Annotated in this window: 9 protein-coding genes and 1 tRNA gene; all 10 read left to right on the top strand. The window is 70.4% G+C overall.

Features of this window, described 5'->3' with window-relative positions; genetic code table 11:
• The first annotated feature begins 208 nt into the window (after window positions 1-208).
• The 10 genes from ABT147_RS43840 to ABT147_RS43795 all read left to right on the top strand — a co-directional run bounded on the left by ABT147_RS43840 (window position 209) and on the right by ABT147_RS43795 (window position 23,811).
• Window positions 209-2,611 (top strand): serine/threonine-protein kinase, encoded by a 2,403-nt coding sequence (locus tag ABT147_RS43840; protein WP_502983272.1) that lies wholly within the window; start codon window positions 209-211, stop codon window positions 2,609-2,611.
• Between the two features lie 97 nt (window positions 2,612-2,708).
• Window positions 2,709-2,906 carry a hypothetical protein gene (locus ABT147_RS43835; RefSeq protein WP_351417390.1) on the top strand — a complete coding sequence of 66 codons (198 nt, stop codon included), beginning with the start codon at window positions 2,709-2,711 and terminating at the stop codon, window positions 2,904-2,906.
• Between the two features lie 310 nt (window positions 2,907-3,216).
• Entirely contained in the window at window positions 3,217-6,066 is a 2,850-nt protein-coding gene (gene topA, locus ABT147_RS43830; protein WP_351417388.1) for a type I DNA topoisomerase, read from the top strand.
• Between the two features lie 288 nt (window positions 6,067-6,354).
• Entirely contained in the window at window positions 6,355-9,789 is a 3,435-nt protein-coding gene (gene tmk / locus ABT147_RS43825; protein WP_351417386.1) for a dTMP kinase, read from the top strand.
• A gap of 334 nt (window positions 9,790-10,123) precedes the next feature.
• The gene (locus ABT147_RS43820) at window positions 10,124-11,329 is read left to right on the top strand and encodes a DNA polymerase III subunit delta' (RefSeq protein WP_351417383.1); all 1,206 of its coding nucleotides are present in this window, start codon (window positions 10,124-10,126) and stop codon (window positions 11,327-11,329) included.
• Between the two features lie 134 nt (window positions 11,330-11,463).
• Window positions 11,464-13,050, top strand: a complete 1,587-nt coding sequence (locus ABT147_RS43815; RefSeq protein ID WP_351417382.1) for an alpha/beta hydrolase — start codon at window positions 11,464-11,466, stop codon at window positions 13,048-13,050.
• Window positions 13,051-13,174: 124 nt separating this feature from the next.
• Window positions 13,175-13,251 (top strand) — tRNA-Thr (locus ABT147_RS43810).
• A gap of 963 nt (window positions 13,252-14,214) precedes the next feature.
• Entirely contained in the window at window positions 14,215-17,043 is a 2,829-nt protein-coding gene (locus ABT147_RS43805) for a LamG-like jellyroll fold domain-containing protein (RefSeq protein ID WP_351417380.1), read from the top strand.
• A gap of 127 nt (window positions 17,044-17,170) precedes the next feature.
• Window positions 17,171-23,530: an RHS repeat-associated core domain-containing protein gene (locus tag ABT147_RS43800; protein ID WP_351417378.1), complete on the top strand. Its 6,360-nt coding sequence runs from the start codon at window positions 17,171-17,173 to the stop codon at window positions 23,528-23,530.
• Window positions 23,527-23,811 carry a S1 RNA-binding domain-containing protein gene (locus tag ABT147_RS43795; protein ID WP_351417376.1) on the top strand — a complete coding sequence of 95 codons (285 nt, stop codon included), beginning with the start codon at window positions 23,527-23,529 and terminating at the stop codon, window positions 23,809-23,811. The genes ABT147_RS43800 and ABT147_RS43795 overlap by 4 nt, the downstream gene beginning before the upstream one ends.
• Window positions 23,812-24,780 lie beyond the last annotated feature (969 nt).

The raw sequence follows: 24,780 nt of genomic DNA, 5'->3' as shown, positions 1-24,780 counted from the left end.
TCCGGTGACGGTACTGGTACCCCGCGCGGCGCCCGTTCCCGTGACGTGCGGGGCGGGTTCGTACCCCTGGTTCGCATGCGTCCCCTCTGCCTGGATTGGTCCGCAAAAGGGCTCCTGTCAGTGGTGCGTGCGAAGCTATTTTCAAGAGACGGATCCGACGTGTCCTCGGGGGAGGCACGCGCTGTCTCTGGGGGATCGGGGGGTCGCGATGGTGGGGGCCATGCCGGCGGAGGGCCGGGGAAGGATCATCAACGACCGGTACCGACTGCTGCGCACCCTGGGCACGGGTGGCATGGGCCGGGTCTGGCTCGCGTACGACGAGGAGTTGGCCTGCGAGGTCTCCATCAAGGAGATCTCCCTGCCCGACGTCCCGATGGACGCGACCGAGCCCGCCCAGCGCATCGCCCGGGCCCGCAGCGAGGCCCGGCACGCCGCCCGGCTGCGCGGACATCCGCATGTGGCGACGGTCCACGACGTGGTGCTCCACGAGGGCCTGCCGTGGATCGTCATGGAGTACGTGCCGGACGCCATCGACCTCCAGGCGGCCGTACGGCAGCGGGGGCCGCTCTCGCCCGAGCAGGTCGCCCGGATCGGGCTCGCCGTCCTCGACGCGCTCACGGCGGGACACCGGATCGGCATACTGCACCGGGATGTGAAACCGGCCAACATCCTGCTGGCGGCCGACGCCTCGGACGACCTCCACGCGCGCGTGCTGCTCACCGACTACGGCATCGCCCTCCAGCCGGAGTCCCACGAACCCCGGCTCACCGCCACCGCCGGCATCCTCGGCACCCCCGGATATCTGGCGCCCGAGCGGGCGCGGGGCGAGCCGCCCACACCGGCCGCCGACCTGTTCTCCCTCGGCGCCACCCTGTACGCGGCGGTCGAGGGGCGCGGCCCCTTCGACCGGCACGGCGAGTACGCCACGCTCACGGCCCTCCTCGGCGAGGAACCGACGCCGCCCGCCCGCGCCGGTGACCTGGCCCCCGTCCTGCACGGACTGCTCATCAAGGACCCGGTGCGCCGGCTGTCGCCGGAGGCGGCGGCACGCGGCCTGGAGCGGGTGGCCGGCGCGGGCGGAGCGTCGCCGCCGCAGGGCTGGGGAGCCACCCCCGCGTCGGCGCCCGGGAGCTTCGGACCGGCTCCCGGTGCGCCCGGTACCCCTGGCACACCCGGTACGCCCGGCACCCCGGACACGCCCGGCGGCCACGCGATCGCCGGCGCGCCCCCGGGGTACGTGGCGAGCGCACCTCCCGGGTATGTGTCCGCCGGGCAGCACGGCCTCGGGGGCACACCGAACACGCCGGGCGCACCCCACACGCCGTACACACCGCAGACCCCGGGGGGCCCGTACGCACCACAGACCCCAGGTGCCCCGAACACCCCCGGTGGACCCGCCGCGCCGAACACCCCGAACACCCCGCCGGGCGGGGCGCAGGGTGGCCCGTCGCCGTACGACCCGTGGCAGCAGCCGCGGAGTCCCTACGACAGCTACAACCCGTACGGGGGCGGCGGATCCGCACCGTACGGAGGCGCACCGGGCGGCAACCGGCCCGGACCGTACGGCGGCGGTGCCGGTGGCCAGGCGCCGCCTGCGTACGGCGGCACGGTGGGCAATCAGTCGCTGCCGTACACGGCCGGCCCGGCGGCGCCGTACGGGGGCGGTCGGCCGCCGGGGAACGCGGGGTTCCCGACCGTCACGGCCGGGGGCCCGCCGCCGCCCGGTGGGCCGAAGCGGAAGACGCCCCCGGCGGCGATCGTCGCGATCGTGGTCGCCGTGCTCCTGGTGGCCGGCGGCGGGACCTGGGCCGCGGTGAAGTGGACGGGTGACCCGGACCCCAAGCGCTCCGACAGCCCGGAGGCACTCGTGTCACAGCCGGGCTCGGAGTATCCCTACGGCGAGCGGGCGGCCCTCAAGAAGCCGCTGGAGGTGGGGGACTGCGTCAAGGCGGTCTGGACGGGGGCGGCGTTCAAGTCGGTGCCCGACCTCGGCGTGGTGGACTGCGACGAGGACTGGCCGGACGGCCAGGTGGTGGCGATAGAGACGGCGTCCGATCACGCGGACGCCGCGGCCGGCGGCGCGCGGCGCTGCGCCGGCCAGGCCGACGCGACGGCCGAGGCGCTGCCCGACGCGGGTGTCTACGCGCTCGTCCCGACGAAGGCGGGCTTCACCACCGCCAGGGGCGGTACGGCATGTCTCGTTCTCGGCAGGCACGTCCCGATCGGCGGCGAGGTGGGCCGACTCCGTGACACGGGCATGAATCTGTGGCCCACTCAGATGGCCGTCGGCGACTGCTGGGACTACACCACGAGGGAGGACGAGGGATACGACGCCCCCCTGACCGACTGTGCCGAAGCGCACACCGACCAGGTCGTCGGATCGGTCCAGGCACCCGCCAACATGACCTTCGACGGCGCCCTCGCCGAAGGCGGAAAGCTGTGCACCAACAGGTTCGAGTCGAGTTGGGCGCCCGGTGCTGACCTGATCGTGTCGGGATGGGTGTCCGACAAAGAGGAATGGAAGAAGGGCTTCAACAAGGTGGTGTGCACGGTGCGCAACGCCGATGTGTCGAGGACGACCGGGAAGATACCCACGCCCGGCTCGGTCTGAGAGCCCGGACGTCTCGCGTTCACCTCGGGTTCGCGCGCCCGCTTCCCGTCCGTGCCAGCCTCCCGTCGCGGGGTGGCGAGGGCTGGGAGGACGGGACATGGAGAGCGGACCGGCGATCTTCGTGGGGGTGGTGTTCGCCCTGTTCGGGGGCGGGCTGCTGCTGTGGACCGCGAGGCGGCTGCGCCGGGGCGAGCCGGTCGCCCAGGGGGTGCGTCCCGTGATGTCGGCGACACTCGCGAGCGTCGTCGCGGTCACCGCCCTCGCGCTCGGCGCGTGGTGCTTCGCGCAGCTCTGAGCGGGGCGGGGAGCAGGCGCCGGGGAGCGGGCACGGTAACCGGTAAGTGACCCTCCGTATCGGCCCCGAACGCATCGCCCCACACGCCGGGCGGCAGGAATGGCGGTAGTCGGGTTACCGTTCGAGTGGCCGTTGCGGGCTTTTCCCGTTTGACACGGGGGCGGGATGTACCGTCACACTCCGCAGCGTCAGCATGACCCGATCCCCGGGCCAACCGCCGAGCCCCGTGCGAGGCAACGGCCTCCGGGGGTGCCCGCCCCCGGGACGCAAGCCTGGGGAAACCCAGCGTCGACCGGAGAGAAGAGCGAAGTTGTCCCCGACCAGCGAGACCGCGAAGGGCGGCCGCCGACTCGTCATTGTCGAGTCGCCTGCCAAGGCGAAGACGATCAAGGGCTATCTCGGCCCCGGCTACATCGTCGAGGCGAGCGTGGGGCACATCCGCGACCTTCCCAACGGCGCCGCGGAGGTGCCCGAGCAGTACACCGGCGAGGTGCGCCGCCTCGGCGTGGACGTCGAGCATGACTTCGCGCCCATCTATGTGGTCAACGCGGACAAGAAGGCACAGGTCAGGAAGCTCAAGGATCTGCTGAAGGAATCCGACGAGCTCTTCCTCGCCACCGATGAGGACCGCGAGGGCGAGGCCATCGCCTGGCACCTCCAGGAGGTCCTCAAGCCCAAGGTCCCGGTCAAGCGGATGGTCTTCCACGAGATCACCAAGGCCGCGATCCAGGCCGCCGTCGCCAACCCCCGCGAGCTGAACCAGAAGCTGGTCGACGCCCAGGAGACCCGCCGCATCCTCGACCGCCTCTACGGCTACGAGGTCTCGCCGGTCCTGTGGAAGAAGGTCATGCCGCGGCTGTCGGCGGGCCGCGTCCAGTCCGTCGCGACCCGGCTCGTCGTGGAGCGGGAGCGCGAGCGGATCGCCTTCCGCTCGGCCGAGTACTGGGACCTGACCGGCACCTTCGCGACCGGCCGCGCCGGCGACGCCTCCGACCCGTCGTCCCTGGTCGCCCGCCTGCAGTCCGTGGACGGCCGCCGGGTCGCCCAGGGCCGCGACTTCGACTCGCTCGGGCAGCTCAAGAGCGCGAACATCCTGCACCTGGACGAGGCCAATGCCCGCGCGCTGGCCGCCGCCCTGGAGAACACCCGGTTCGCGGTCCGCTCCGTCGAGTCCAAGCCGTACCGCCGCTCGCCGTACGCCCCCTTCCGTACGACCACGCTCCAGCAGGAGGCCTCGCGCAAGCTCGGCTTCGGGGCCAAGGCGACGATGCAGGTGGCACAGAAGCTGTACGAGAACGGCTTCATCACCTATATGCGTACGGACTCCACGACGCTCAGCGACACCGCCGTGTCCGCCGCCCGCGCCCAGGTCACACAGCTGTACGGCGCCGACTACCTGCCGGCCCAGCCGCGTACGTACGCCGGGAAGGTCAAGAACGCGCAGGAGGCGCACGAGGCGATCCGACCCTCGGGTGATCGTTTCCGCACGCCCGCCGAGACCGGTCTGACCGGCGACCAGTTCAAGCTCTACGAGCTGATCTGGAAGCGGACGGTCGCCTCCCAGATGAAGGACGCGGTCGGCAACAGCGTCACGGTGAAGATCGGCGGCACCGCCTCCGACGGCCGGGACGCCGAGTTCAGCGCCTCCGGCAAGACGATCACCTTCCACGGCTTCCTCAAGGCCTATGTCGAGGGCGCCGACGACCCGAACGCCGAGCTGGACGACCGCGAGCGCAGGCTGCCGCAGGTCAGCGAGGGTGACGCGCTCTCCGCCGAGGAGATCACGGTCGACGGGCACGCCACCAAGCCCCCGGCCCGCTACACCGAGGCGTCGCTGGTCAAGGAGCTCGAAGAGCGTGAGATCGGCCGCCCGTCGACGTACGCGTCGATCATCGGCACGATCCTCGACCGGGGCTATGTGTTCAAGAAGGGCACGGCCCTGGTGCCGTCCTTCCTGAGCTTCGCCGTGGTCAACCTCCTGGAGAAGCACTTCGGCCGGCTCGTCGACTACGACTTCACCGCCAAGATGGAGGACGACCTCGACCGCATCGCACGTGGCGAAGCCCAGGCGGTGCCGTGGCTCAAGCGCTTCTACTTCGGCGAGGGCCCGGGCTCGAACGGCACGGCGGCGGCCGAGGCGGGCAACGGCGACGGCGACCACCTCGGCGGACTGAAGGAACTGGTCACCGACCTGGGCGCGATCGACGCCCGCGAGGTCTCGTCCTTCCCCGTCGGCGACGGCATCGTGCTCCGCGTCGGGCGCTACGGCCCGTACGTCGAGCGGGGCGAGAAGGACGCCGAGGGCCACCAGCGGGCCGACGTGCCAGAGGACCTGGCACCCGACGAGCTGAGCGTCGAGTTCGCGGAGGAGCTGCTCGCCAAGCCGAGCGGTGACTTCGAGCTGGGCGCCGACCCGGCGACGGGCCACCAGATCATCGCCCGCGACGGCCGCTACGGCCCGTACGTCACCGAGGTGCTCCCCGAGGGCACCCCGAAGACCGGCAAGAACGCGGTCAAGCCGCGTACGGCCTCGCTGTTCAAGTCGATGTCCCTGGACACGGTGACGCTGGCCGACGCGCTGAAACTGATGTCCCTGCCGAGGGTCGTCGGAGCCGACGCCGAGGGCCAGGAGATCACCGCGCAGAACGGCCGGTACGGCCCGTATCTGAAGAAGGGCACGGACTCGCGGTCGCTGCAGACCGAGGACCAGCTCTTCACGATCACCCTCGAAGAGGCGCTGGCGATCTACGCCCAGCCCAAGCAGCGCGGGCGGGCCGCCGCCAAGCCTCCGCTGAAGGAGCTCGGCGAGGACCCGGTCAGCGCGAAGCCGGTCGTGGTGAAGGACGGCCGCTTCGGGCCGTACGTCACCGACGGCGAGACCAACGCGACGCTGCGGTCCGGGGACAGTGTGGAGACCATCACGCCCGAGCGTGGGTTCGAGCTGCTCGCGGAGAAGCGGGCGAAGGCTCCCGCCAAGAAGACGGCGAAGAAGGCGCCCGCGAAGAAGACGGCGACCAAGACCGCCGCGAAGAAGGCCGCGCCGGCCAAGAAGACCGCCGCGAAGAAGACGGCGACTTCGAAGACCGCCGCCGCGAAGAAGGCGGCTCCTGCGAAGAAGGTGGCTGCGAAGAAGGCGGCGGCTTCGGGGGACGGCGCCTAGTAGCTCGGGGGTGCGGGTGATGGTGCGGCTGCTGGTTGGGTGTGGCTGGTCGCGCAGTTCCCCGCGCCCCTAAGGGCGCGCTCGTGTCGCGCAGTTCCTTGCGCCCTAAGGACGTGCTCGTGTCGCGCAGTTCCTCGCGCCCCTATGGGTGCGCTGGTGCTGGGCGGTGGCTGGAAGCTTCGCTTTTGGGTTGCCGAATGTGTGCGGGTTTTGTGTGACTTGGCGCTGGGGCGGGCGTGCGTTCGGGCGCTGCTTCGGGGTGTCGGTGGGTGCCGATAGGCTGAAAGCATGATGCGAGCCGAGCAGCCGACGGCCCACCACCCGGCCTCCGATGACGCCCTGGCGGCCGATTCCAGGGAGCGCGCCGTCCGGGCGCTGCTGCGACGGCCACAGCTGAAACGGTTGTGGGGCGCACAGCTCGTGGGCGGAGTGGGCGATGTGCTCGCTCTCTTCGTGCTGGTGCTCCTCGCTTTCCAGGTGGCGATCGCCGAAGCCGCCTTCGGGGGCGGATACCGGGGCGTGGCGCTCACCGTGGCGGCCGTCTTCGGCACGCGCGCCCTCGCGACACTGCTCTTCGGCGCCGTACTCCTCGGGCCGCTCACCGCGCTGACCTCGCGGGAGGGGCCGCTCGACCGCCGCTGGACCATGGTCGGCGCGGACGGGGTGCGGGTCCTGCTGCTGATCGTCGCGCCCCTGTGGATCGACTGGACCCCGGACAACGCGCTCGCGGTGCTGCTGGTCACCGTGTTCGTCGCCGGGGTCGCCGAGCGGTTCTGGACGGTCTGCCGGGAGAGCGCGGCGCCCGCGCTGCTGCCCGCGCCGCCGCCGGAGGGTGCGACCGTACGGCCGCTGCCGGACCACATGGACGCGCTGCGACGCCTGGCACTGCGCACGACCTTCGTCGCCGTGCCCCTCGCGGCCGCCGTCCTCGTCGTCGCGTCCCTGCTCAACAATCTGCTGGGCGCGGGCATCGACTGGTTCGGACAGCACCAGGCGGCGCTCGCCTCGTACGTCGCCGCCGGGCTCTTCGCCGCCTCGCTGTCCCTGGTGACCTTCCTCGAACTGCCCAGGACGCGCACCCCGCGCGCGCGGTCGCCGCTGGAGGGGCTGCGCCGGCCCAAGACCGGCACCGGTGTGGACAAGGGACGTACGGGTGCGATCCCGCTTCTGGTGCCCGCGTGCGGCGCGGTGGCCGGCGCGGTCGCCGCGGTGGTCGCCGTCGCCGTGCTGCACGCCAAGGACCTGGGCGGCGGGCCGGTGATGTACGGGCTGTTCGTCGGCGCGCTGACGAGCGGTGTGGTCATCGGGATCCGTCGGGCGCCGTCCGTGCTGCCCTCGCTGTCCCGGCGCCGGCTGCTCGCTCTCGCGATCGCCTTCACCGGTGTCGCGCTGCTCGCCGCCGGGCTGACCCCGGATGTCACGAGTGTGCTGTTGATCCTGGGACTGGCCGGTGTCGGTGCGGGCATCGCCGCGAACACCGGGCACACGCTGCTCGACCTGGAGGCCGAGGACTTCCGGCGGGCGCGGACCACCGAGCATCTCCACGCCGTCGTACGGGTGTTCGTGGCGTTGGCGGTGCTCGTCGCTCCGCTGGTCGCCGCCGTCATCGGGCCGCACCGGCTGGAGAGCGGCAAGTTCGTGTTCGCGCACGGAGGCGCGGCGTTCACGCTGATGCTGGTGGGGGCGTTGCTGCTGCCGGTGGCCGCGCTGGTGCTCGCCAAGGTCGACGACCGGTCCGGGGTGCCGCTGCGGAAGGATCTCCGGGACGCGCTGCTGAAGGGGGACGATCCGGTTCAGGCGCCCGCCGAGACCGGGTTCTTCATCGCTCTGGAGGGCGGTGACGGGGCCGGGAAGTCCACTCAGGTCGAGGCGCTCGCCGAATGGATCCGGGCCAAGGGCCACGAGGTCGTAGTGACGCGGGAGCCGGGAGCCACGCCGGTGGGCAAGCGGCTGCGGTCGATCCTGCTGGACGTGTCGAGTGCCGGGTTGTCGCACCGGGCCGAGGCGCTGCTGTACGCGGCGGATCGCGCCGAGCATGTGGACACCGTGGTGCGGCCCGCGCTGGAGCGGGGCGCGATCGTCATCTCCGACCGGTACATCGACTCGTCCGTGGCCTATCAGGGAGCCGGGCGGGACCTTTCCCCGACGGAGATCGCCCGGATCTCGCGCTGGGCGACCGACGGGCTCGTACCTCATCTGACGGTGCTGCTGGATGTGTCGCCCGAGGCGGCGCGGGAGCGGTTCACCGAGGCGCCGGACCGGTTGGAGTCCGAGCCGGCCGAGTTCCACGAGCGCGTGCGGGCGGGGTTCCTGACGCTCGCCGCCGCGGATGCCGGGCGCTATCTGGTGGTCGACGCCGCGCAGGACCCCGAGGCGGTGACCACGGTGGTCCGGGCCCGGCTCGATGTGATGCTGCCGCTGTCCGAGGCCGAGGTGAAGGCGCAGGAGGAGGCCCGGCGCAAGGCCGAGGAGGAAGCGCGGCGCAAGGCCGAGGAAGAGGCCGCGCGCAAGGCCGAGGAGGAGCGGCTGGAGCGCGAGCGCCAGGAGGAGCTCGCCCGGCTGCGTGCCGAGGAGGAGGAGCGCAAGCGGCGCGAGCTGGAGGAGGCTCAGCGGCGCGAGGCGGAGCGGCAGGCGGAGGAGGCCCGGCAGCGGGCCGAGGAGGCGCGTCGCCGTGCCGAGGAGGAGCAGGCGCGGCTCCTCGCGGAGGAGAAGGCCCGGGCCGAGGAGGAGGAGCGGCGACGGGTCGAGGAGGAACGACGCCGTAAGCAGGCCGCGGAGGAGCAGCGGTTGCGGGCCGAGGCGGAGGCCATCCGTCTGGAGAAGCAGCGGAAGGCCGAGGAGGCGTTGCTCCGCGCCGAGGAGGCCCGGCGGGTGGCCGCCGCGGCGGAGGCCGAGCGGGCGGCTCGGGTCGAGGCGGAGCGGGTTGCCGCGGAACGGGCCGCGGCCGAGCGCGCTGCCGCCGAGCGGACGGCCGCGGCTGACCGGGCCGAGGTCGCCCAGCGGGACGCTCGCGCTGAGGCGGAGCGGGCCGCGGCGGCTGGGCGGGGGACCGGGACCGCGCACTCCGCTGAGGCTTCGACGGACGACGCGATCACTGTGCCCACGCCGGTGGTGACGCCGACGAACGCGTCCGGTGGGCCTGTGGACGAGACGGCCGTGCTGCCGCCGGTGCGGGGGGACGGGCCGGGCGGGTCCGGGGCGCGGGGTGGGACTCGCTCGTCGGGTGGTTGGTCCGGTTCGCCGGGTGGGTCCGGTTCGTCGAGCGGGGCGGACTCCGAGACGACGGCGAAGTTGCCCAAGCCGCCGGTGCCGCCTTCGGGTGGGGCCGCGGAGGATGAGACGGCGGTGTTGCCGCAGGTGCCGTCGGAGGCATCGTTCGCCGTGCCTTCGGGTGCGTCTTCGGACGCGCCTGGGGATGTGCCTTCGGACGGGCCGTCGGGGGCGGCCGATGAGACGGCTGTGCTGCCGCCGGTGCGGGAGGACCGGGTGCCGCCGGGGTACTTCCGGGACGAGCGGCCGGCCCGGCCCGAGCCCGATGGGGAGGGCCGGACGCGGGAGCTTCCGCAGGTCGACGAGGAAGGGGTGCCGAGGCGCCGGCCTAGGTCGGACTGGGCCGAGGAGACCCCGCTGGACGACCTGCCCACGCTGGCGGACGAGCTGTTGGGTCCGCGCGGCGAGGACGACGCGGACGAGGGGCGGGGCTGGGGTCGGCGGCGCCGCTGAGGAGCCGGTGGGGTGCCGGTGGGGTGAGGTCGGCTGGTGCGTCCTGCTGGGGGCGCCCCCCAGCAGGCGCGCCGTCGAGCTGACCTCGCACTCCGGCCTCGGCTTTCCGCCCAAGCCCCTCGTCCCAAGTCCCTCGTCCCGGGCCATTCCACCGCGCCTCATTCCACCGCGCCTCATTCCGCCTCACCTCGGCCCTCCTCACCCCGCCTCACCTCGTCCCAGGTGGCTGCGGCGCGGGGTCGGGTGGGGCGGAGGTGTCCGGCGGGCCGCGTTGTCGGTGGGGTCGCGCACAATGGGGCGCGGAGAGGTCTTGTGGGACGGAGGGTGGTGGGTCATGGCCGTGTGGGACGACCTGGTGGGGCAGGAGCGGCTGAGCGAGCAGCTCGACGCGGCTGCTCGGGACGCCGACGCGATCGTCACGGCGGCGACGATGAGAACCGCGCCTCCGGAGGCGTCGAAGATGACGCACGCGTGGCTGTTCACGGGGCCGCCGGGGTCGGGGCGGGCGACGGCGGCGCGGGCGTTCGCGGCGGCGTTGCAGTGCGTGAGCCCGGACCGGGCGCTCGGCGGAAGCCCGGGGTGCGGGTTCTGCGACGGATGCCATACGGCGCTGGTGGGGACGCACGCGGACGTCAGCACCGTGGCGGCGGTGGGCACACAGATCCTCGCCGACGACATGCGGGACACGGTGCGGAAGTCGTTCACGTCGCCGGCGAACGGCCGGTGGCAGGTGATCCTGGTCGAGGACGCCGAGCGGTTGAACGAGAAGTCGGCCAACGCGGTGTTGAAGGCCGTGGAGGAGCCCGCCCCCCGGACGGTGTGGCTGCTGTGCGCGCCGTCGCTGGAGGACGTGCTGCCGACGATCCGGTCGCGCTGCCGGCACGTCGGACTGCTCACACCGTCGGTGGACGCGGTGGCGGACATGCTCGTACGGCGCGAGGGCATCGAGCCGGAGGCGGCCGCGGTGGCCGCTCGGGCCACTCAGGGGCACATCGAGCGGGCTCGGCGACTGGCCACCGATCCACGGGCCCGGGAGCGGCGGGCCGCCGTACTGAAGCTGCCGCTGCGGGTGGAGGACATCGGGGGGTGTCTCAAGGCCGCGCAGGAGTTGGTGGACGCCGCTTCGGAGGAGTCGAAGCAGCTCGCCGAAGAGGTCGACACCAAGGAGACCGAGGAGCTCAAGGCGGCGATGGGCGCCGCGCAGGGCGGGCGTATGCCGCGCGGCACGGCCGGCGTGATGAAGGACCTGGAGGACAAGCAGAAGCGGCGGCGCACGCGGGCGCAGCGGGACAGCCTGGACCTCGCTCTGACCGAGCTCACCGGGTTCTACCGGGACGTTCTGGTCCTGCAGCTGGGATCGCGGGTCGCGCTCGCCAATGCCGAGGTGCGGGACAACCTGGAGCGGATGGCCCGGGGTGGCACGCCGGAGGCGACCCTGCGGCGGATCGACGCGATCGCGGCCTGCAGGGAGGCGCTGGAGCGGAACGTGTCGCCCCTGCTGGCCGTGGAGGCGATGACGATGGCGCTGCGGGCGGGGTGACGCCACGGGTGCGGTAGGTGCGTGACGTCACGGGGTGCGGTAGGTGGCGGGGCGTTCGGTTGACTGTGTCACTCGTACGAGGAGCATTCGTTGCTGTTCGTGATCGATTGAGTGGTTCTGGTTACGCTCGCGAGATGTACATCAGGCGTACTTCCCGGCCGCATCGGTCCCTGCGGTCCGGCGGCGTGTTGCTCGCTGCCGCCACGCTGCTCGTCGCGGGCTGCTCCTCCGGCGGCCCCAGTACGGCGGCCAAGGTGGCGGACGGGGGGCCCGCCCTCGGCGCGCTCCCCCGGGCGACGCCGTCGCCGCTGACCCCGTACTACGGGCAGAAGCTGAGGTGGCGCGACTGCGCGACCCCCGGTTTCCAGTGCGCCACGATGAAGGCCCCCCTCGACTACGCGAAGCCGGGCGAGGGCGACATCAGGCTGGCCGTCTCGCGGAAGAAGGCGACCGGGCCGGGCAAGCGGCTCGGCTCGTTGCTGGTCAATCCGGGCGGGCCCGGCGGGTCGGCGGTCGGGTATGTGCAGGGGTACGCGGGCATCGGCTACCCGGCCGAGGTGCGGGCGCGGTACGACATGGTGGCCGTCGACCCGCGAGGCGTGGCCGGCAGCGAGCCGGTCGAATGTCTCACCGGACGCCAGATGGACACGTACACGCAGACCGACCTCACCCCGGACGACACGGGGGAGAGGGCCGAGCTGGTCGCGGCGTACAAGCGGTTCGCGGAGGGGTGCGGGGAGCGGGCGCCGAAGCTGCTGCGGCATGTCTCCACGGTCGAGGCGGCCCGGGACATGGACATCCTGCGGGCCGTGCTGGGCGACGAGAAGCTGACATATGTCGGCGCCTCGTACGGGACGTTCCTGGGGGCGACGTACGCGGGACTGTTCCCGAAGCGGGTCGGTCGGCTGGTGCTGGACGGCGCGCTGGACCCGTCGCTGCCCGCCCACCGGCTCAACCGCGAGCAGACGGCGGGCTTCGAGACGGCCTTCCAGGCCTTCGCGAAGGACTGTGTGGGCCGGAAGGACTGCGTGCTGGGGCGTACGCCCGCGCAGGTCGCCGAGAATCTGCGCGCGCTCTTCGAGCGGCTGGACGCCCGGCCGCTCCCGACCGGTGACGGCGACGGCCGGCGGCTCGGCGAGTCCCTGGCCACGACGGGCGTGATCGCGGCGATGTACGACGAGGGTGCCTGGCCCCGACTGCGCCAGGCGCTCACCGAGGCGGTCAAGAAGGACGACGGCGCCGGTCTGCTCGCCCTCTCGGACAGCTACTTCGAACGCGACCCCGACGGCACCTACTCCAACCTGATGTACGCCAACGCCGCCGTGAACTGCCTCGACCTCCCGGCCGCCTTCAACACCCCCGACGAGGTCGAACGGGCCCTCCCCGACTTCGAGAAGGCCTCCCCGGTCTTCGGCCGGGCCCTCGCGTGGGCCTCCCTGAACTGCGCGTACTGGCCGGTGAGGGCGACGGGCGGGCCGCACCGTATCGAGGCGAAGGGCGCCGCCCCGATCGTCGTCGTCGGCACCACGCGGGACCCCGCCACCCCCTACCGCTGGGCCCGGGCCCTCGCCTCCCAGCTCTCCTCCGCCCGCCTCCTCACCTACGACGGCGACGGCCACACCGCCTACGGCCGAGGCAGCGCCTGCGTCGACTCCGCGATCAACGCCTACCTCCTCCGCGGCACACCCCCGACCGACGGAAAGCGCTGCTCAGCATCCTGATCACGCGGCGCCCCGACGCCAGGCCCGGGCCCGCCTCCGGGGTGCTCCGGCCCCTGGTTCGGAGCACCTTCGAAACTGTGTAGACTTACCGACGTTGCTGATCGCACCATAGTGCGGACAGCGCGCCGCCTTAGCTCAGATGGCCAGAGCAACGCACTCGTAATGCGTAGGTCTCGGGTTCGAATCCCGAAGGCGGCTCCATGGTGAACCCCAGGTCAAGCCTTTGACCTGGGGTTTCTTGTTTTGGGTGACCTTGGAATTGACCCAAGTAGCGCCTCTGGGGTCTGTGCATCGTAATGCGTGGGTCGGGGGTTTCGTTTCTGTGACCGTGCAGACGGCCTGAGCCTCTGAACTGGTCTTTTGCTCATCCGGGAGGGGTGGGTCAGGCAGGCGCGATGAGGTTCGGTGGACAACCGGTGGACAGGTGCGCCTGACGCTCCATCAGCAGCCTGCGGTTGCACCTGGACCGACGGGTGAAAATGCGATCGCCTTCGATGCGGCGACGGAAGCAGCGGGACTGTCAGGTCTGGACAATTTCAGGTCGGACACGGTCAGCTACCCGTCTGCGATGCCGTCGTATGAGGGATAGCGTCCTCGGGCTCGTAGTGGCCGTTCCAGTTCGAGCTGCGCAAGGAGCCGGAGGCGCCCGCACATGCTGTGCTGGTCCTGCGCCAGTCCGTGCCGAACCTTGGCGGGCCACCGCGTCGACGACCTTTGGCAGGAGGGGCGCACGTCCTTCGCGTCGAAGCGGATGATGAAGGTCAGCCGTCCGGGAACGTCCTCCGGAGGCAACGTTGGCCCCAGCCTGACAGCGATGGGTTGTGCGCAGCGTGCGCGAGGCCAGCGTTGGCTCCATCGTGCCGGTGCGTCGGCTCTCCGGCCACGGTCCGGCCGAAGTGGGCGAATCCGTTGTATCCGCCGCGTGCTTGCTCCCGCGCCAAGGGCTGCTCATGGGCATGGGCGGTGCGTGCGGTGGAGGGTTGTGGGGCGGTTCAGTCTCGGAATGCCCTTGATCCGGTAAAGGGAGTCCCATACGTTTCTTTGGCCACTGCTGTACGGCATGGCCACATCAATTTCGTAGCGGGCTCTGGGGAGAGCCTGGAGGGGGACAAGGGTATGACCAACCCTTGGTTTCGGGGGCTTCGTGCTGCCCGGACGCTCGGCGTGCTGCTTGGCGGCGCCGTCGTCCTGGGCTCGTTGCCCGCCGTCACCGGTCCGGCCACCGCGGCCGGCAGCACACCGCCTGCCTCGACCGAGGCAGGCGCGTTCGCACTGGCCGCTGAGACCGGCGAACCAGTGGAGATCATTCAGCAGCGTACCGAGGACGAGCTCGTCTTCGCCAACCCGGACGGCTCGTTGACCAGCGAGACCAGTGTCCAGCCGCAGCGGGTGGAGCGTCCCGACGGCAGCTGGGAGAAGGCCGACGCGACCCTCGAACGCCGCCCGGACGGCACGGTCGGTCCCAAGGCCGCCGTCGTCGACCTCACCTTCGCGAAGGCCGGCTCGTCCGACTTCGTCACACTCGGCGAGGAGGGCAAGTCCTTCACACTGAGCTGGCCCACACCGCTGCCCGAGCCGGTCCTGTCCGGGGACACCGCCGAGTACCGCGAGGTGCTCCCCGGCGTGGATCTGCTGGCCAGTGCCTCCGTCACCGGCTACTCGTACGTCCTGGAGGTCAAGACGCCGGAGGCGGCCCGTAGCTCTGAGCTGGCCGAACTGCGGCTGCCCGTACGGGCGGAGGGCCTCGACCTGTCCACCGGACCGACCGGTGGTCTCCAGGCCGTGGACGCCTCCGGCGAGCGGGTCTTCGGCGGCCAGGCGCCCAAGATGTGGGACTCCGCAGACTCCGGCGACGAGGTCCCGGCGGACGCTGTGCCCGCCTCCGGGTCCCAGACCCCGCCGCAGGAGGCGCCGGACGCTGCGGCCAAGGTCGCCGACATGGCCCTCGACGTGTCCCCGTCCGCTGTCACCGTCGAGCCCGACCGCGCCCTGCTCACCGCCGCCGACACCGACTTCCCGGTCTACATCGACCCCGAGGCCGGTATGTCCAAGAGCGAGTGGCTGTACGTGTCCAGCGCCAACCCGAGCACCGAGTTCCACAAGTTCAAGAAGGACGAGGGTGTCGGCCGCTGCTCGGCCGACACCATCGGCGGCATCTATTACGTGTGCAGCGGCTCGCCGTACACGAACCGGATGTATTTCCAGTTCGCCACGAAGGGCTGGAAGAACCGGACGATCTCCAAGGCGGTCTTCGAGGTCTACGAGACGTTCTCCTTCTCCTGCTCCAAGAGCACCGTGAACCTGCACATGGTCGCCGAGGGCGGTGTCGACTCCGCCACCAACTGGAACAACAGGCCCAAGGACGGCGACCTGATGGTCGACAAGACCGTCGCCTACGGTCGGGGTGACAGCTGCAGCCCGGACGCGCCGCCCAGTTGGGTCGACTTCGCGGACAACGCCGAGGAGAGCAACGAGAACCTCACCTCCTCCGTCCGCAAGAAGGCCGCCGGCGAGGACCCGATCGCCTTCTCGCTGCGGGCCGCCGACGAGGGCGACCCGAACTCCTGGAAGCGGTTCCGGGGTGACAACGCCAAGCTCGTCGTCACGTACAACACCCGTCCGAACAAGCCCACCGGGGAGAAGCTGAGCAACCCGGAGGAGAAGACCTGCACGACCGACAACACCAAGCGGCCGTGGATCCGGGACGCGACCCCGGCCATGTCCGTCACCGGCACGGACGCCGACTCCCACACCGACGGCACCGGCCAGAACCTCACCGCGACCTTCCGGGTCTGGGACCAGGTCGACGGCCGTCCCATGGTCTACGAGGGCAAGGACGGACCGCAGAACGAGGGCAGGTTCGAGCGGGGGATCCCTGTCAGGGAGCTGAAGCACGGCCACGGCTACAAGTGGCACGCCCAGACCTACGACGGTTCCACCGGCAAGCTCAAGGACTCCGGGTACTCCGAGTGGTCCGACTGGTGCGAGTTCGTGGTGGACGTGGAGCGGCCCGACACCAAGCCGCGCGTCGAACCGGTGGCGAGCGAGGCCGACCTGCCGGCGGGCACCAAGCGGCACTTCACCCTCTCCGCCAACGGCAACTCCGACTCGGTCTTCAAGAACGACGTCGAGTTCTACGAGTGGGACCTCGGCAACGACACCCCCACCCGCAAGGCGGAGCCGGCCACCCTCGGCGGCAACGCGATCATCGAGGTCGCGCCGAGCACCTTCGGCCCGAACGTGCTCTACGCCCGCAGCGTCGACCGGGCCGGCAACCGGGGCCCGCTGGAGAAGTACTTCTTCACCGTTGACCGCGCCTGCGCCGACGTCCTCGCCGACACCTGCGCCGCCGCCGTCTACGGCCTCGACCAGACCTCCGGCACCACCGCCCTCGACACATCCGGCCACGACCGGACGCTGACCGTGAAGGGCGCCGACTGGGTTGCGGGCAACAACTCCGCAGGCGACCCGGCCGACAAGGCGCTGCGCTTCAACGGCACCACCGACCACGCCACCGCCGTGTCCGCTGTCCACACCGGCCAGGCGTTCACCGTCTCGGCGTGGGTGCGGCCCACGAAGCTGGACCAGAACATCTCGGTGATCAGCCAGGCAGGAAGCCAGGGCAACGGCTTCAACCTCTACTACTCCACCGCCTACAAGCGCTGGATCTTCGGCCGGCACATCAGCGATACGGCGGACTCCGACCTCGTACGCGCCATGGCGGCGAGCGAGCGGCCCGCGACCGTGAACAAGTGGGTTCACCTGGCCGGTACGTACGACCCGGCGGCCCGCAGGTTCACGCTCTTCGTCGACGGCGAGGAGCAGGGCAGCGCCACCGTCACCGACGTCTGGAACGCCTCCAAGGGCCTCAACATCGGCCGCGCCCAGTACGGCGCCGACTGGTCCGACCCCTTCGCCGGTGACATCGACGACGTCCGTCTCGTCCCCGGCCTGCTCTCGGGGACGGAGATCTTCCGGCTCGCGAACAACTGACGACCTCTGATGACGTCTCACGACGTCTGACAACCGCTGACGACTCCTGACCAGAGCCGTCCACCCGGGTGCCCGGACCATCGGGCACCCGGGCACTTTCCACACCCATACGGGAGGGGGAGCGCGCGTGCGCGCATCTCGCAGACACAGAACACACCCCTGGGCCAAAGCCCTCGGTGTCACCCTCACATCAGCCCTGACCATCACCCTGCTCCAGGGCACCCCGGCCCTCGGCGACGACCCCGACGAGGCCCGGGAGAAGCGGCGGCCCAAGACCCAGGACGTCGCCTCCACCCCGGTCGTCGAAGAGGACGGCACGGCCACCCCGCTCAAGCACACCAAGGGGTACGGGAAACCGCTGGACCTCAAGGCCACCTGGCCGAAGGCGGGCAGCGCGACGGTCGATCTCGCGGGCTCCAAGAAGCGGAGCGCGCTGTCGAGCGCCAAGGCGGGCTCGCTCCCGGTCCGTGTCGGCCCGCCCAAAGGCATGGCCCGTTCCACGATGGCGGCCGCCACGCCCACCCGCGCCAAGGTGGATGTCCTCAGTCACGCCGCCGCCCAGAAGGCGGGCATCGACGGCCTGTTGCTCAAGGTGACCCGTGCCGACAGCCGCACCACGAACGGCAAGGTCTCCGTCGAGGTCGACTACGCCGCCTTCGCCCAGGCCTACGGCGGCGACTGGGCCCAGCGACTGCGCCTGGTCGAACTTCCCGCCTGCGCGCTGACCACGCCCAAGGCGGCCAAGTGCCAGAGCGTCACCCCGCTGAAGACCGACAACGACGTCCGTGACCAGCGGCTCACCGCCGATGTGGCGGCGCTGTCCGCTGCCAAGGCTCCGCTGCTGGCGGTCGCCGCCGGACCTGCGGGCGGTTCGGGGTCGTACGCCGCGACCTCGCTGGCCCCCTCGGCTTCCTGGCAGGTCGCCGGCCAGACCGGCGGCTTCACCTGGCAGTACCCGCTGCGTGTCCCGCCAGCCGTCGCGGGGCCCTCCCCGCAGCTGGGCCTCGGCTACAACTCGGCATCCACGGACGGCCGTACGGCCTCCAGCAACAACCAGACCTCCTGGGTCGGCGAGGGCTTCGACCTGAGCGCCGGCTACATCGAGCGCTCGTACCGCTCCTGCACGGAGGACGGTCACGACGAGGCCGGGTCGCAGAAGTACGACCTGTGCTGGCACTCCGACAACGCCACCATGAACTTCGGCGGCCGGGCCGGTGAGCTGGTCAAGAAGGGCGAGAACGAGTGGCGGCTGAAGCAGGACGACGGCACCCGGATCGAGCGTAAGTACGACGGCTTCAACTCCGACAACAACGACGAGTACTGGGTCGTCACCACCACCGACGGCACCCGCTACCACTTCGGCAAGGGCAAGCGCGAGTCGGAGGCCGCCGACACCGAGGGCACCGGCGCCACCTTCGAGGTCCCGGTCTTCGGCGACGACAAGGACGAGCCCTGCCACGCCGACACCTTCAAGGACTCCCGCTGCCAGCAGGCCTGGCGCTGGAACCTCGACTACGTCGTCGACGTGCACGGCAACTCGATGACGTACTACTACGGCACCGAGACCAACAAGTACGACAGCGTGCGCGGCGACAAGGTGGTCTCCTACGACCGCGGCGGCTACCTCAAGAGGATCGAGTACGGGGAGCAGACGGGCAAGGAGAACACGACCACCGCGCCCTCGCAGGTCGTCTTCGACGTCGCCGAGCGCTGCACCGGCGCCGCCGCCGACTGCGAGCCGGCCGACCTGAAGGAATCCACCGCCAAGCGCTGGCCGGACGTGCCGTTCGAGCAGATCTGCACCTCCGACACCGAGTGCAAGGACCAGTGGTCCCCGACCTTCTTCTCCCGCAAGCGGCTCGCGAAGGTCACCACGCAGGTCCTGGGCTCCGACGGCAAGACGTACGGGGACGTCGACGAGTGGGACCTGGCGCACAAGTACCAGAGCGCCGACACCACGCACGCCCCGGCCCTGTGGCTGGAGTCGGTCACCCACTCCGGCAAGGACGGAGCCAACAAGCTCCCGAAGGTCACCTTCTACGAACGCCAGGACGCCAACCGCGTCGACACCGCCTCCGACGACCGCCTGCCGATGTACAAGTGGCGTATCCGGGCGATCCAGTCGGAGACCGGAGGCACGATCTCGGTCAACTACAAGCCGACCGAGTGCACCCCGTCGAACCTCCCGACCCCCGAGACGAACACCAAGCGCTGCATGCCGTCCTTCTGGTCGAAGGAGGGCACGGTCGGGGAGAAGGAGGACTGGTTCCACAAGTTCGTCGTCGACACGGTGATCGAGGACGAGGTCACCGTCACCGGCCCGAACAAGGTCACGTCCTACGACTACTCGGGCGCTGCCTGGGCCTTCGACGACAGCGAGCTGGTCAAGACCAAGAAGAAGACCTGGAACCAGTGGCGCGGCTTCCGCTCGGTCACGATGAAGACCGGTGAGGCGGGCAGCAAGCAGCTCCGCACGGAGACCACGTACCTCCAGGGCATGGACGGCGACCGGGAGAAGGAGTCCGGCGGTACCAAGTCCGTCACGGTCACCGCCTCCGACGGCACTAAGATCCGCGACGACGCCCGCCACCAGGGCTTCGTCGTGGAGCAGCGCAGCTTCAACGGCGACACGGAGATCACCGGTTCGGTGAGCACCCCGTGGAAGTCCGAGCCCACCGCGACGGAGGGCAAGGACGAGGCCTCCTTCGCGGCCGTCAAGTCGACGAAGACTCGCACTGCCCTCGACGACGGCAAGGTCCGCCGCGCCGCCATCGAGCACTTCTACGACTCGTACGGCATGCTGGTCCGCTCCTCAGACTCCGGCGACCTGGCGGTCGAGGACGACGACACCTGCACGACGAACGCGTACAACCGCAACACCGACGTCAACCTGCTGACCCTGCTGAGGCGCGTCACCGTCGTACCCGTGAACTGCGACGACGGCGCGCCCACGTCCTTCAATGGCGAGGCGATCTCCGACGTCCGCACCTGGTACGACGACCGCGACACCTACGGCACCACGCCCACCAAGGGCGACGTGGTCCGCAGCGAGAAGGTCAAGGGCTACACGGCCGACGGCACCCCGCAGTACGTGACGACGTCCACGGCCAAGTACGACGTGCACGGCCGTGTCATCGAGTCCGCCGATCAGGCGGGCAACGCGACGAAGACGACGTACACGCCGACGACCGGCGGCCCGGTCACGGGCATGAAGGTCGAGGATCCGCTCGGCAACACCACGACCTCGACGGTCGACCGCCGTTGGGGCCTGGTCACCGCCACGGTCGACGCCAACAAGCAGCGCACCGACCTGGAGTACGACGCCCTCGGCCGTCTGCTGAAGGTCTGGCTCCCGGGCCGCGCCAAAGCGACGGACACACCGAGCCTCGAATACGCCTACCTGATCCGCAACAACGCGCCGGTGGTCACCACCACCAAGTCCCTGCTGCCGAACGGCTCGGTGGCCACCAGCCACCAGCTCTCCGACGGTCTGCTGCGCCCCCGCCAGACCCAGACCCCCTCGGCGAACTCGGGCCGTGTCATCACCACCACCGAGTACGACACCCGCGGCCTGGCGGTGAAGGAGATCGGCCCCTTCTACAACAAGGCGGCCGTCGGCACGACGTTCGTGAACGTCGTCGACGCCTCCGAGGGGACGCCTCGGGAGACGGAGACGGTCTACGACGCGGCGGGCCGGGCGACCGACTCGATCTTCCGCGTGGCCGGCACCGAGAAGTGGCGCACCAAGACCGCGTACCACGGCGACCATACGACGGTCGATCCACCGGCCGGAGCCACGCCGACCGCGACGTACACCGACGCGCAGGGGCAGACGACCAAGGTCCTGGAGTTCAAGGCCTCGTCACCCACGGGCGCGGCGGACACGACCTCGTACGACTACGACACGGCGGGTCGGCTCACCGAGGTCAAGGACACGTCGGGCAACCTCTGGTCGTTCGGCTACGACGTGCGCGGCCGTCAGACCAAGTCGGTCGACCCGGACGCGGGCACGACGTGGATGACGTACAACGACCTCGACCAGGTCAAGACGGTCCGCAACCAGCGCGAGATCACCCTCACCTTCAACTACGACAAGCTGGGCCGTCAGCGTTCGCTGTACAACGGCGACAAGAAGCTGACGACGTGGGAGTACGACAGCGCGACCGTCCCGAACGGCAAGGGGCGTCTGACCTCGGCCACGAAGTGGGTGGGGGACAACGGCTACACCTCGTCGGTCGACGCGTACGACGTGGCGGGCCGACCGACGAAGACCTCGGTGACCATCCCGGCCTCCGAGGGCAAGCTGGCCGGGACGTACACGGCTACGGCGTCGTACAAGCCGGACGGCTCGATCGACGACGTCGGCCTCCCGGCAGCCGGTGGCCTCCCCGCGGAGACCATCACCACCGGCTACACGGCGACCGGTCTGCCGTCCTTCACCCTGGGCGACACCACCGACTACGCCCGCGAGACCCGCTACTCCAACTACGGCGAGATGCTCCAGCTGACGCTGGGCACGGCCAGCGCGGACAAGTACACCTGGCTCACCAACACCTATGAGGAGGGCACTCGGCGCCTGGAGCGCGCTCGCATCGACCGGGAGATCGTCAAGACCCCGGACTCCGACATCACCTACGGCTACGACGCCACCGGCAACATCCAGAAGATCGCCGACACCCCCGAGGGCAAGCAGGCGGACGTCCAGTGCTTCACATACGACTACCTGCGCCGCCTGACCGAGGCCTGGACCCAGGCGGCGACCACCTGCGCGCCGAGCGCCGGTGAGGCGACCGTCGGCGGCCCGGCACCGTACCGGCACTCCTACACGTACGACGCGGCGGGCAACCGCATCGGCGAGGTCCGCCACGCCACCGGCACGACCGGGGACGCAGCGGTCACGCAGACGACGACGTACGTGCCGAAGGCCCAGGACATCAAGGGCGGTCCTCACGCCCACGCCCTGAAGTCGGCGGAGGTCCGCACGGCCACGTCGGGCTCGTCGGCGAAGGAGGTGACGGCGGCTCAGTCCTTCACGTATGACGAGGCGGGGAACACCATCCGCCGTACGAAGGCGGCGACGGACCTCTCTCCGGCGGTCGACCAGAAGCTGGACTGGGACGAGGAGGGCCGCCTTAGCGCCGTCACCCCGTACTTGTCCGGTGACAACCTGGACGAGGCGAACAAGACCTCGTACGTGTACGACGCCTCGGGCGGACGCCTGCTCCGCAAGGAGAAGGGCGCCGTCACGCTGTACCTGGGCAGCCAGGAGATCCGCCTCGACACAGCGAAGAACTCCCTGTCGGGCACGCGCTACTACTCGCACGGCGGCAAGAAGATCGCCGTGCGGACGTCGGCTGGCGTGACCTGGCTGGTCGGCGGCCAGAACGGCACCGCGGAAATCGCTGTCAAGGCGGCGGACTCGGCGATCACCCAGCGCCGCACCCTGCCCTTCGGCGAGGTACGGGGAGTCAAGCCGGCGGCGGGCGCGTGGCCCGGCGACAAGTCCTTCGTCGGCGGCACGGCCGACGCGACGACCGGCCTGATCCAGCTCGGCGCTCGCGCGTACGACCCGGCCGCGGGCCGCTTCGTCTCCGTGGACCCGAAGCTCAACCTCGCGGACCCACAGCACCTCAACGCCTACGCGTACGGCCGCAACAACCCGCTGGCCTTCCCGGACCCGACGGGTCTGTACTGGGGCGAGTCCTGGATCAGCCCGATCGGTCACGGTGCCCTCGACGTCGTGGGCCTGGTCCCGGTCTTCGGCGAGCCCGCCGACCTCCTCAACGGCGTCTGGTACACGGCCGAGGGCAACTACATCGACGCGGGCCTGTCCTACGCCTCGGCGATCCCCATCGCGGGCTACGCGGCCACGGCGGGGAAGGGCGCGCGGTACGTCGACAAGGCCGTGGACGCGGTCGACGCGGCGACGGACACCGTCAAGGCGGCCGACAAGACGAAGGACGCGGTCAAGAACGCCGAGAACGTGACGCCGCCGTCCACTCCCAAGCCCAAGCCGCCGCCCAAGCCGGCTCCGCCGGCCAAGCCCAAGCCGGCTCCGCCGACCAAGAAGGCCGACGGCCCGAAGAAAAGCGAGAAGGCGGACGCCGACAAGCCCGCGAGGCCGAAGAAGGACAACGATCCGGACAACGTCTACATCTACAAGGCTCCATACAAGGGAAAGACCAAGAAGATCGAGGAGGAGGGCTTCAAGCCCGAGGACTACCCTGGCCGCAAGGGCCAGAACCCGGACGGCCACGCCTACTTCGGCCTGGGCGACAAGGGGCTGGGCGTCGCGGAGGACTACGCGGGGCGTGGTCCCTACGATGGGACGGTCGTGGAGATCAAGATCCCCAGGGCCGACTTCGACCAGCATTTCGAGAAGTTCGTCGGTTCGCACAACGGCGTTCCACGCGCCGAGGTCGGAATCCCCAAGGAGATGCTCGGTCTCCTCAACTCATATCCGCTGAGAGTGATGGACGAGCTATGACCAACCCTGAGGTACCCGAGGCCGAGATGCGCCTCGTGGGGAGCGTCGTCGAGGGAGAGGCCACGGCCGTCTTCCCCTGGGGGGTCATCGTGGACCTGGGCCTGTCACGGGACGGCCTCATCGATGTCCTCTACATCGACGACGACGACAACTACCAGGTGGGAGACCGTGTGTCCTGCTATCTGGATGCCTTCGACGAGATGAAGAACAAGTTCATCCTCAGGCCCCCGGGGCAGGTACCGCTCGCGGAACGTCTGCGCAGGCGAGGTCTCTCCTCCTGACCTTCCGGACAACGGCGATCGCCGGGGAGCACGTACGACGAGCTCCCCGGCGATCGTCGTGAGGCCGACCTACTGCTGGACGAACGAGCTATGGACGGGAGAACCACCAGCTGGTCGCCCGGACGCCGGTCCGGGACCTCCACCCGGGGCGAAGGACTACCCTGCGGCGGCAGCTACGACAGGCAGCGAGCGGAAAATGCCTACATTTTGGCAGCAGTGTAGGCGATATGCAGTCGCCAGGGGCCTGGTCGTATGGCTGGCAGCTGTACACCGATGCTGATCGTGCGGGATGCAGCACGGTCAAACGTTGCCCTGGTCGACCTCGTCGACGAACACGGCGCAGCGCCCGGCACCGACTCGACATCGGCGGCCGGGGCTGGTTCGACCAGCATCCGACGGCAACTCTGGCGGAACATGTCCGCGCCAGGACTGTGCAGGTAGCGGCTGGAATGACGTGCCGTTGGGGAGACTTGCGTGGAGGAACCCGCTGGTGGATGGTTTGTGGGGATCCACAGTGACCTCCGGTCGTCTCTCCGGCCGGTCGACAGCATCGTTGGCAGCCCAGAGGCAGTCTCGCTGGCGGGCCGGTGAGAGCCCCACCGGTGGACAGACGGTGGACAGACGCCTTTGGACGGTGCATCACGGGGTGGTACGAGTCAACCTGCTGCACCTGCTCTGATCAGGAAGAACGTCACCACGCAGCACGACGAGGCACCATGCAACACGATCACTCATGGTCTCGTAATGCGTAGGTCTCGGGTTCGAATCCCGAAGGCGGCTCTATTCAGACCCCAGGTTGGATTGATTCTGACCTGGGTTTTGTTGTGTTTGGGGTCGGGCTGCGGGCCGGGTCGGGTGGGCTTGCCCTGGGGTTAGCTTGTTCTTTATCTACCAAGATCGGCCAGGTCTGCCGATGGCCTTGAGGGTCTCGGGGCGTTTGACGGTTTTGCCGACGTCGTAGCGGGGTGC

Source organism: Streptomyces sp. NPDC001868, from assembly GCF_040297125.1.
Taxonomy (GTDB): Bacteria; Actinomycetota; Actinomycetes; order Streptomycetales; family Streptomycetaceae; genus Streptomyces.
The sequence above is the reverse complement of the archived record's forward strand: the minus strand, read 5'-3'. Positions and strand labels throughout refer to the sequence as shown.

Coding starts and splice junctions, on each gene's coding strand:
- ABT147_RS43840 (WP_502983272.1), top strand. CDS start 209: ATGGTGGGGGCCATGCCGGCGGAGGGCCGGGGAAGGATCATCAACGAC.
- ABT147_RS43835 (WP_351417390.1), top strand. CDS start 2,709: ATGGAGAGCGGACCGGCGATCTTCGTGGGGGTGGTGTTCGCCCTGTTC.
- tmk (WP_351417386.1), top strand. CDS start 6,355: ATGATGCGAGCCGAGCAGCCGACGGCCCACCACCCGGCCTCCGATGAC.
- ABT147_RS43820 (WP_351417383.1), top strand. CDS start 10,124: ATGGCCGTGTGGGACGACCTGGTGGGGCAGGAGCGGCTGAGCGAGCAG.
- ABT147_RS43815 (WP_351417382.1), top strand. CDS start 11,464: ATGTACATCAGGCGTACTTCCCGGCCGCATCGGTCCCTGCGGTCCGGC.
- ABT147_RS43795 (WP_351417376.1), top strand. CDS start 23,527: ATGACCAACCCTGAGGTACCCGAGGCCGAGATGCGCCTCGTGGGGAGC.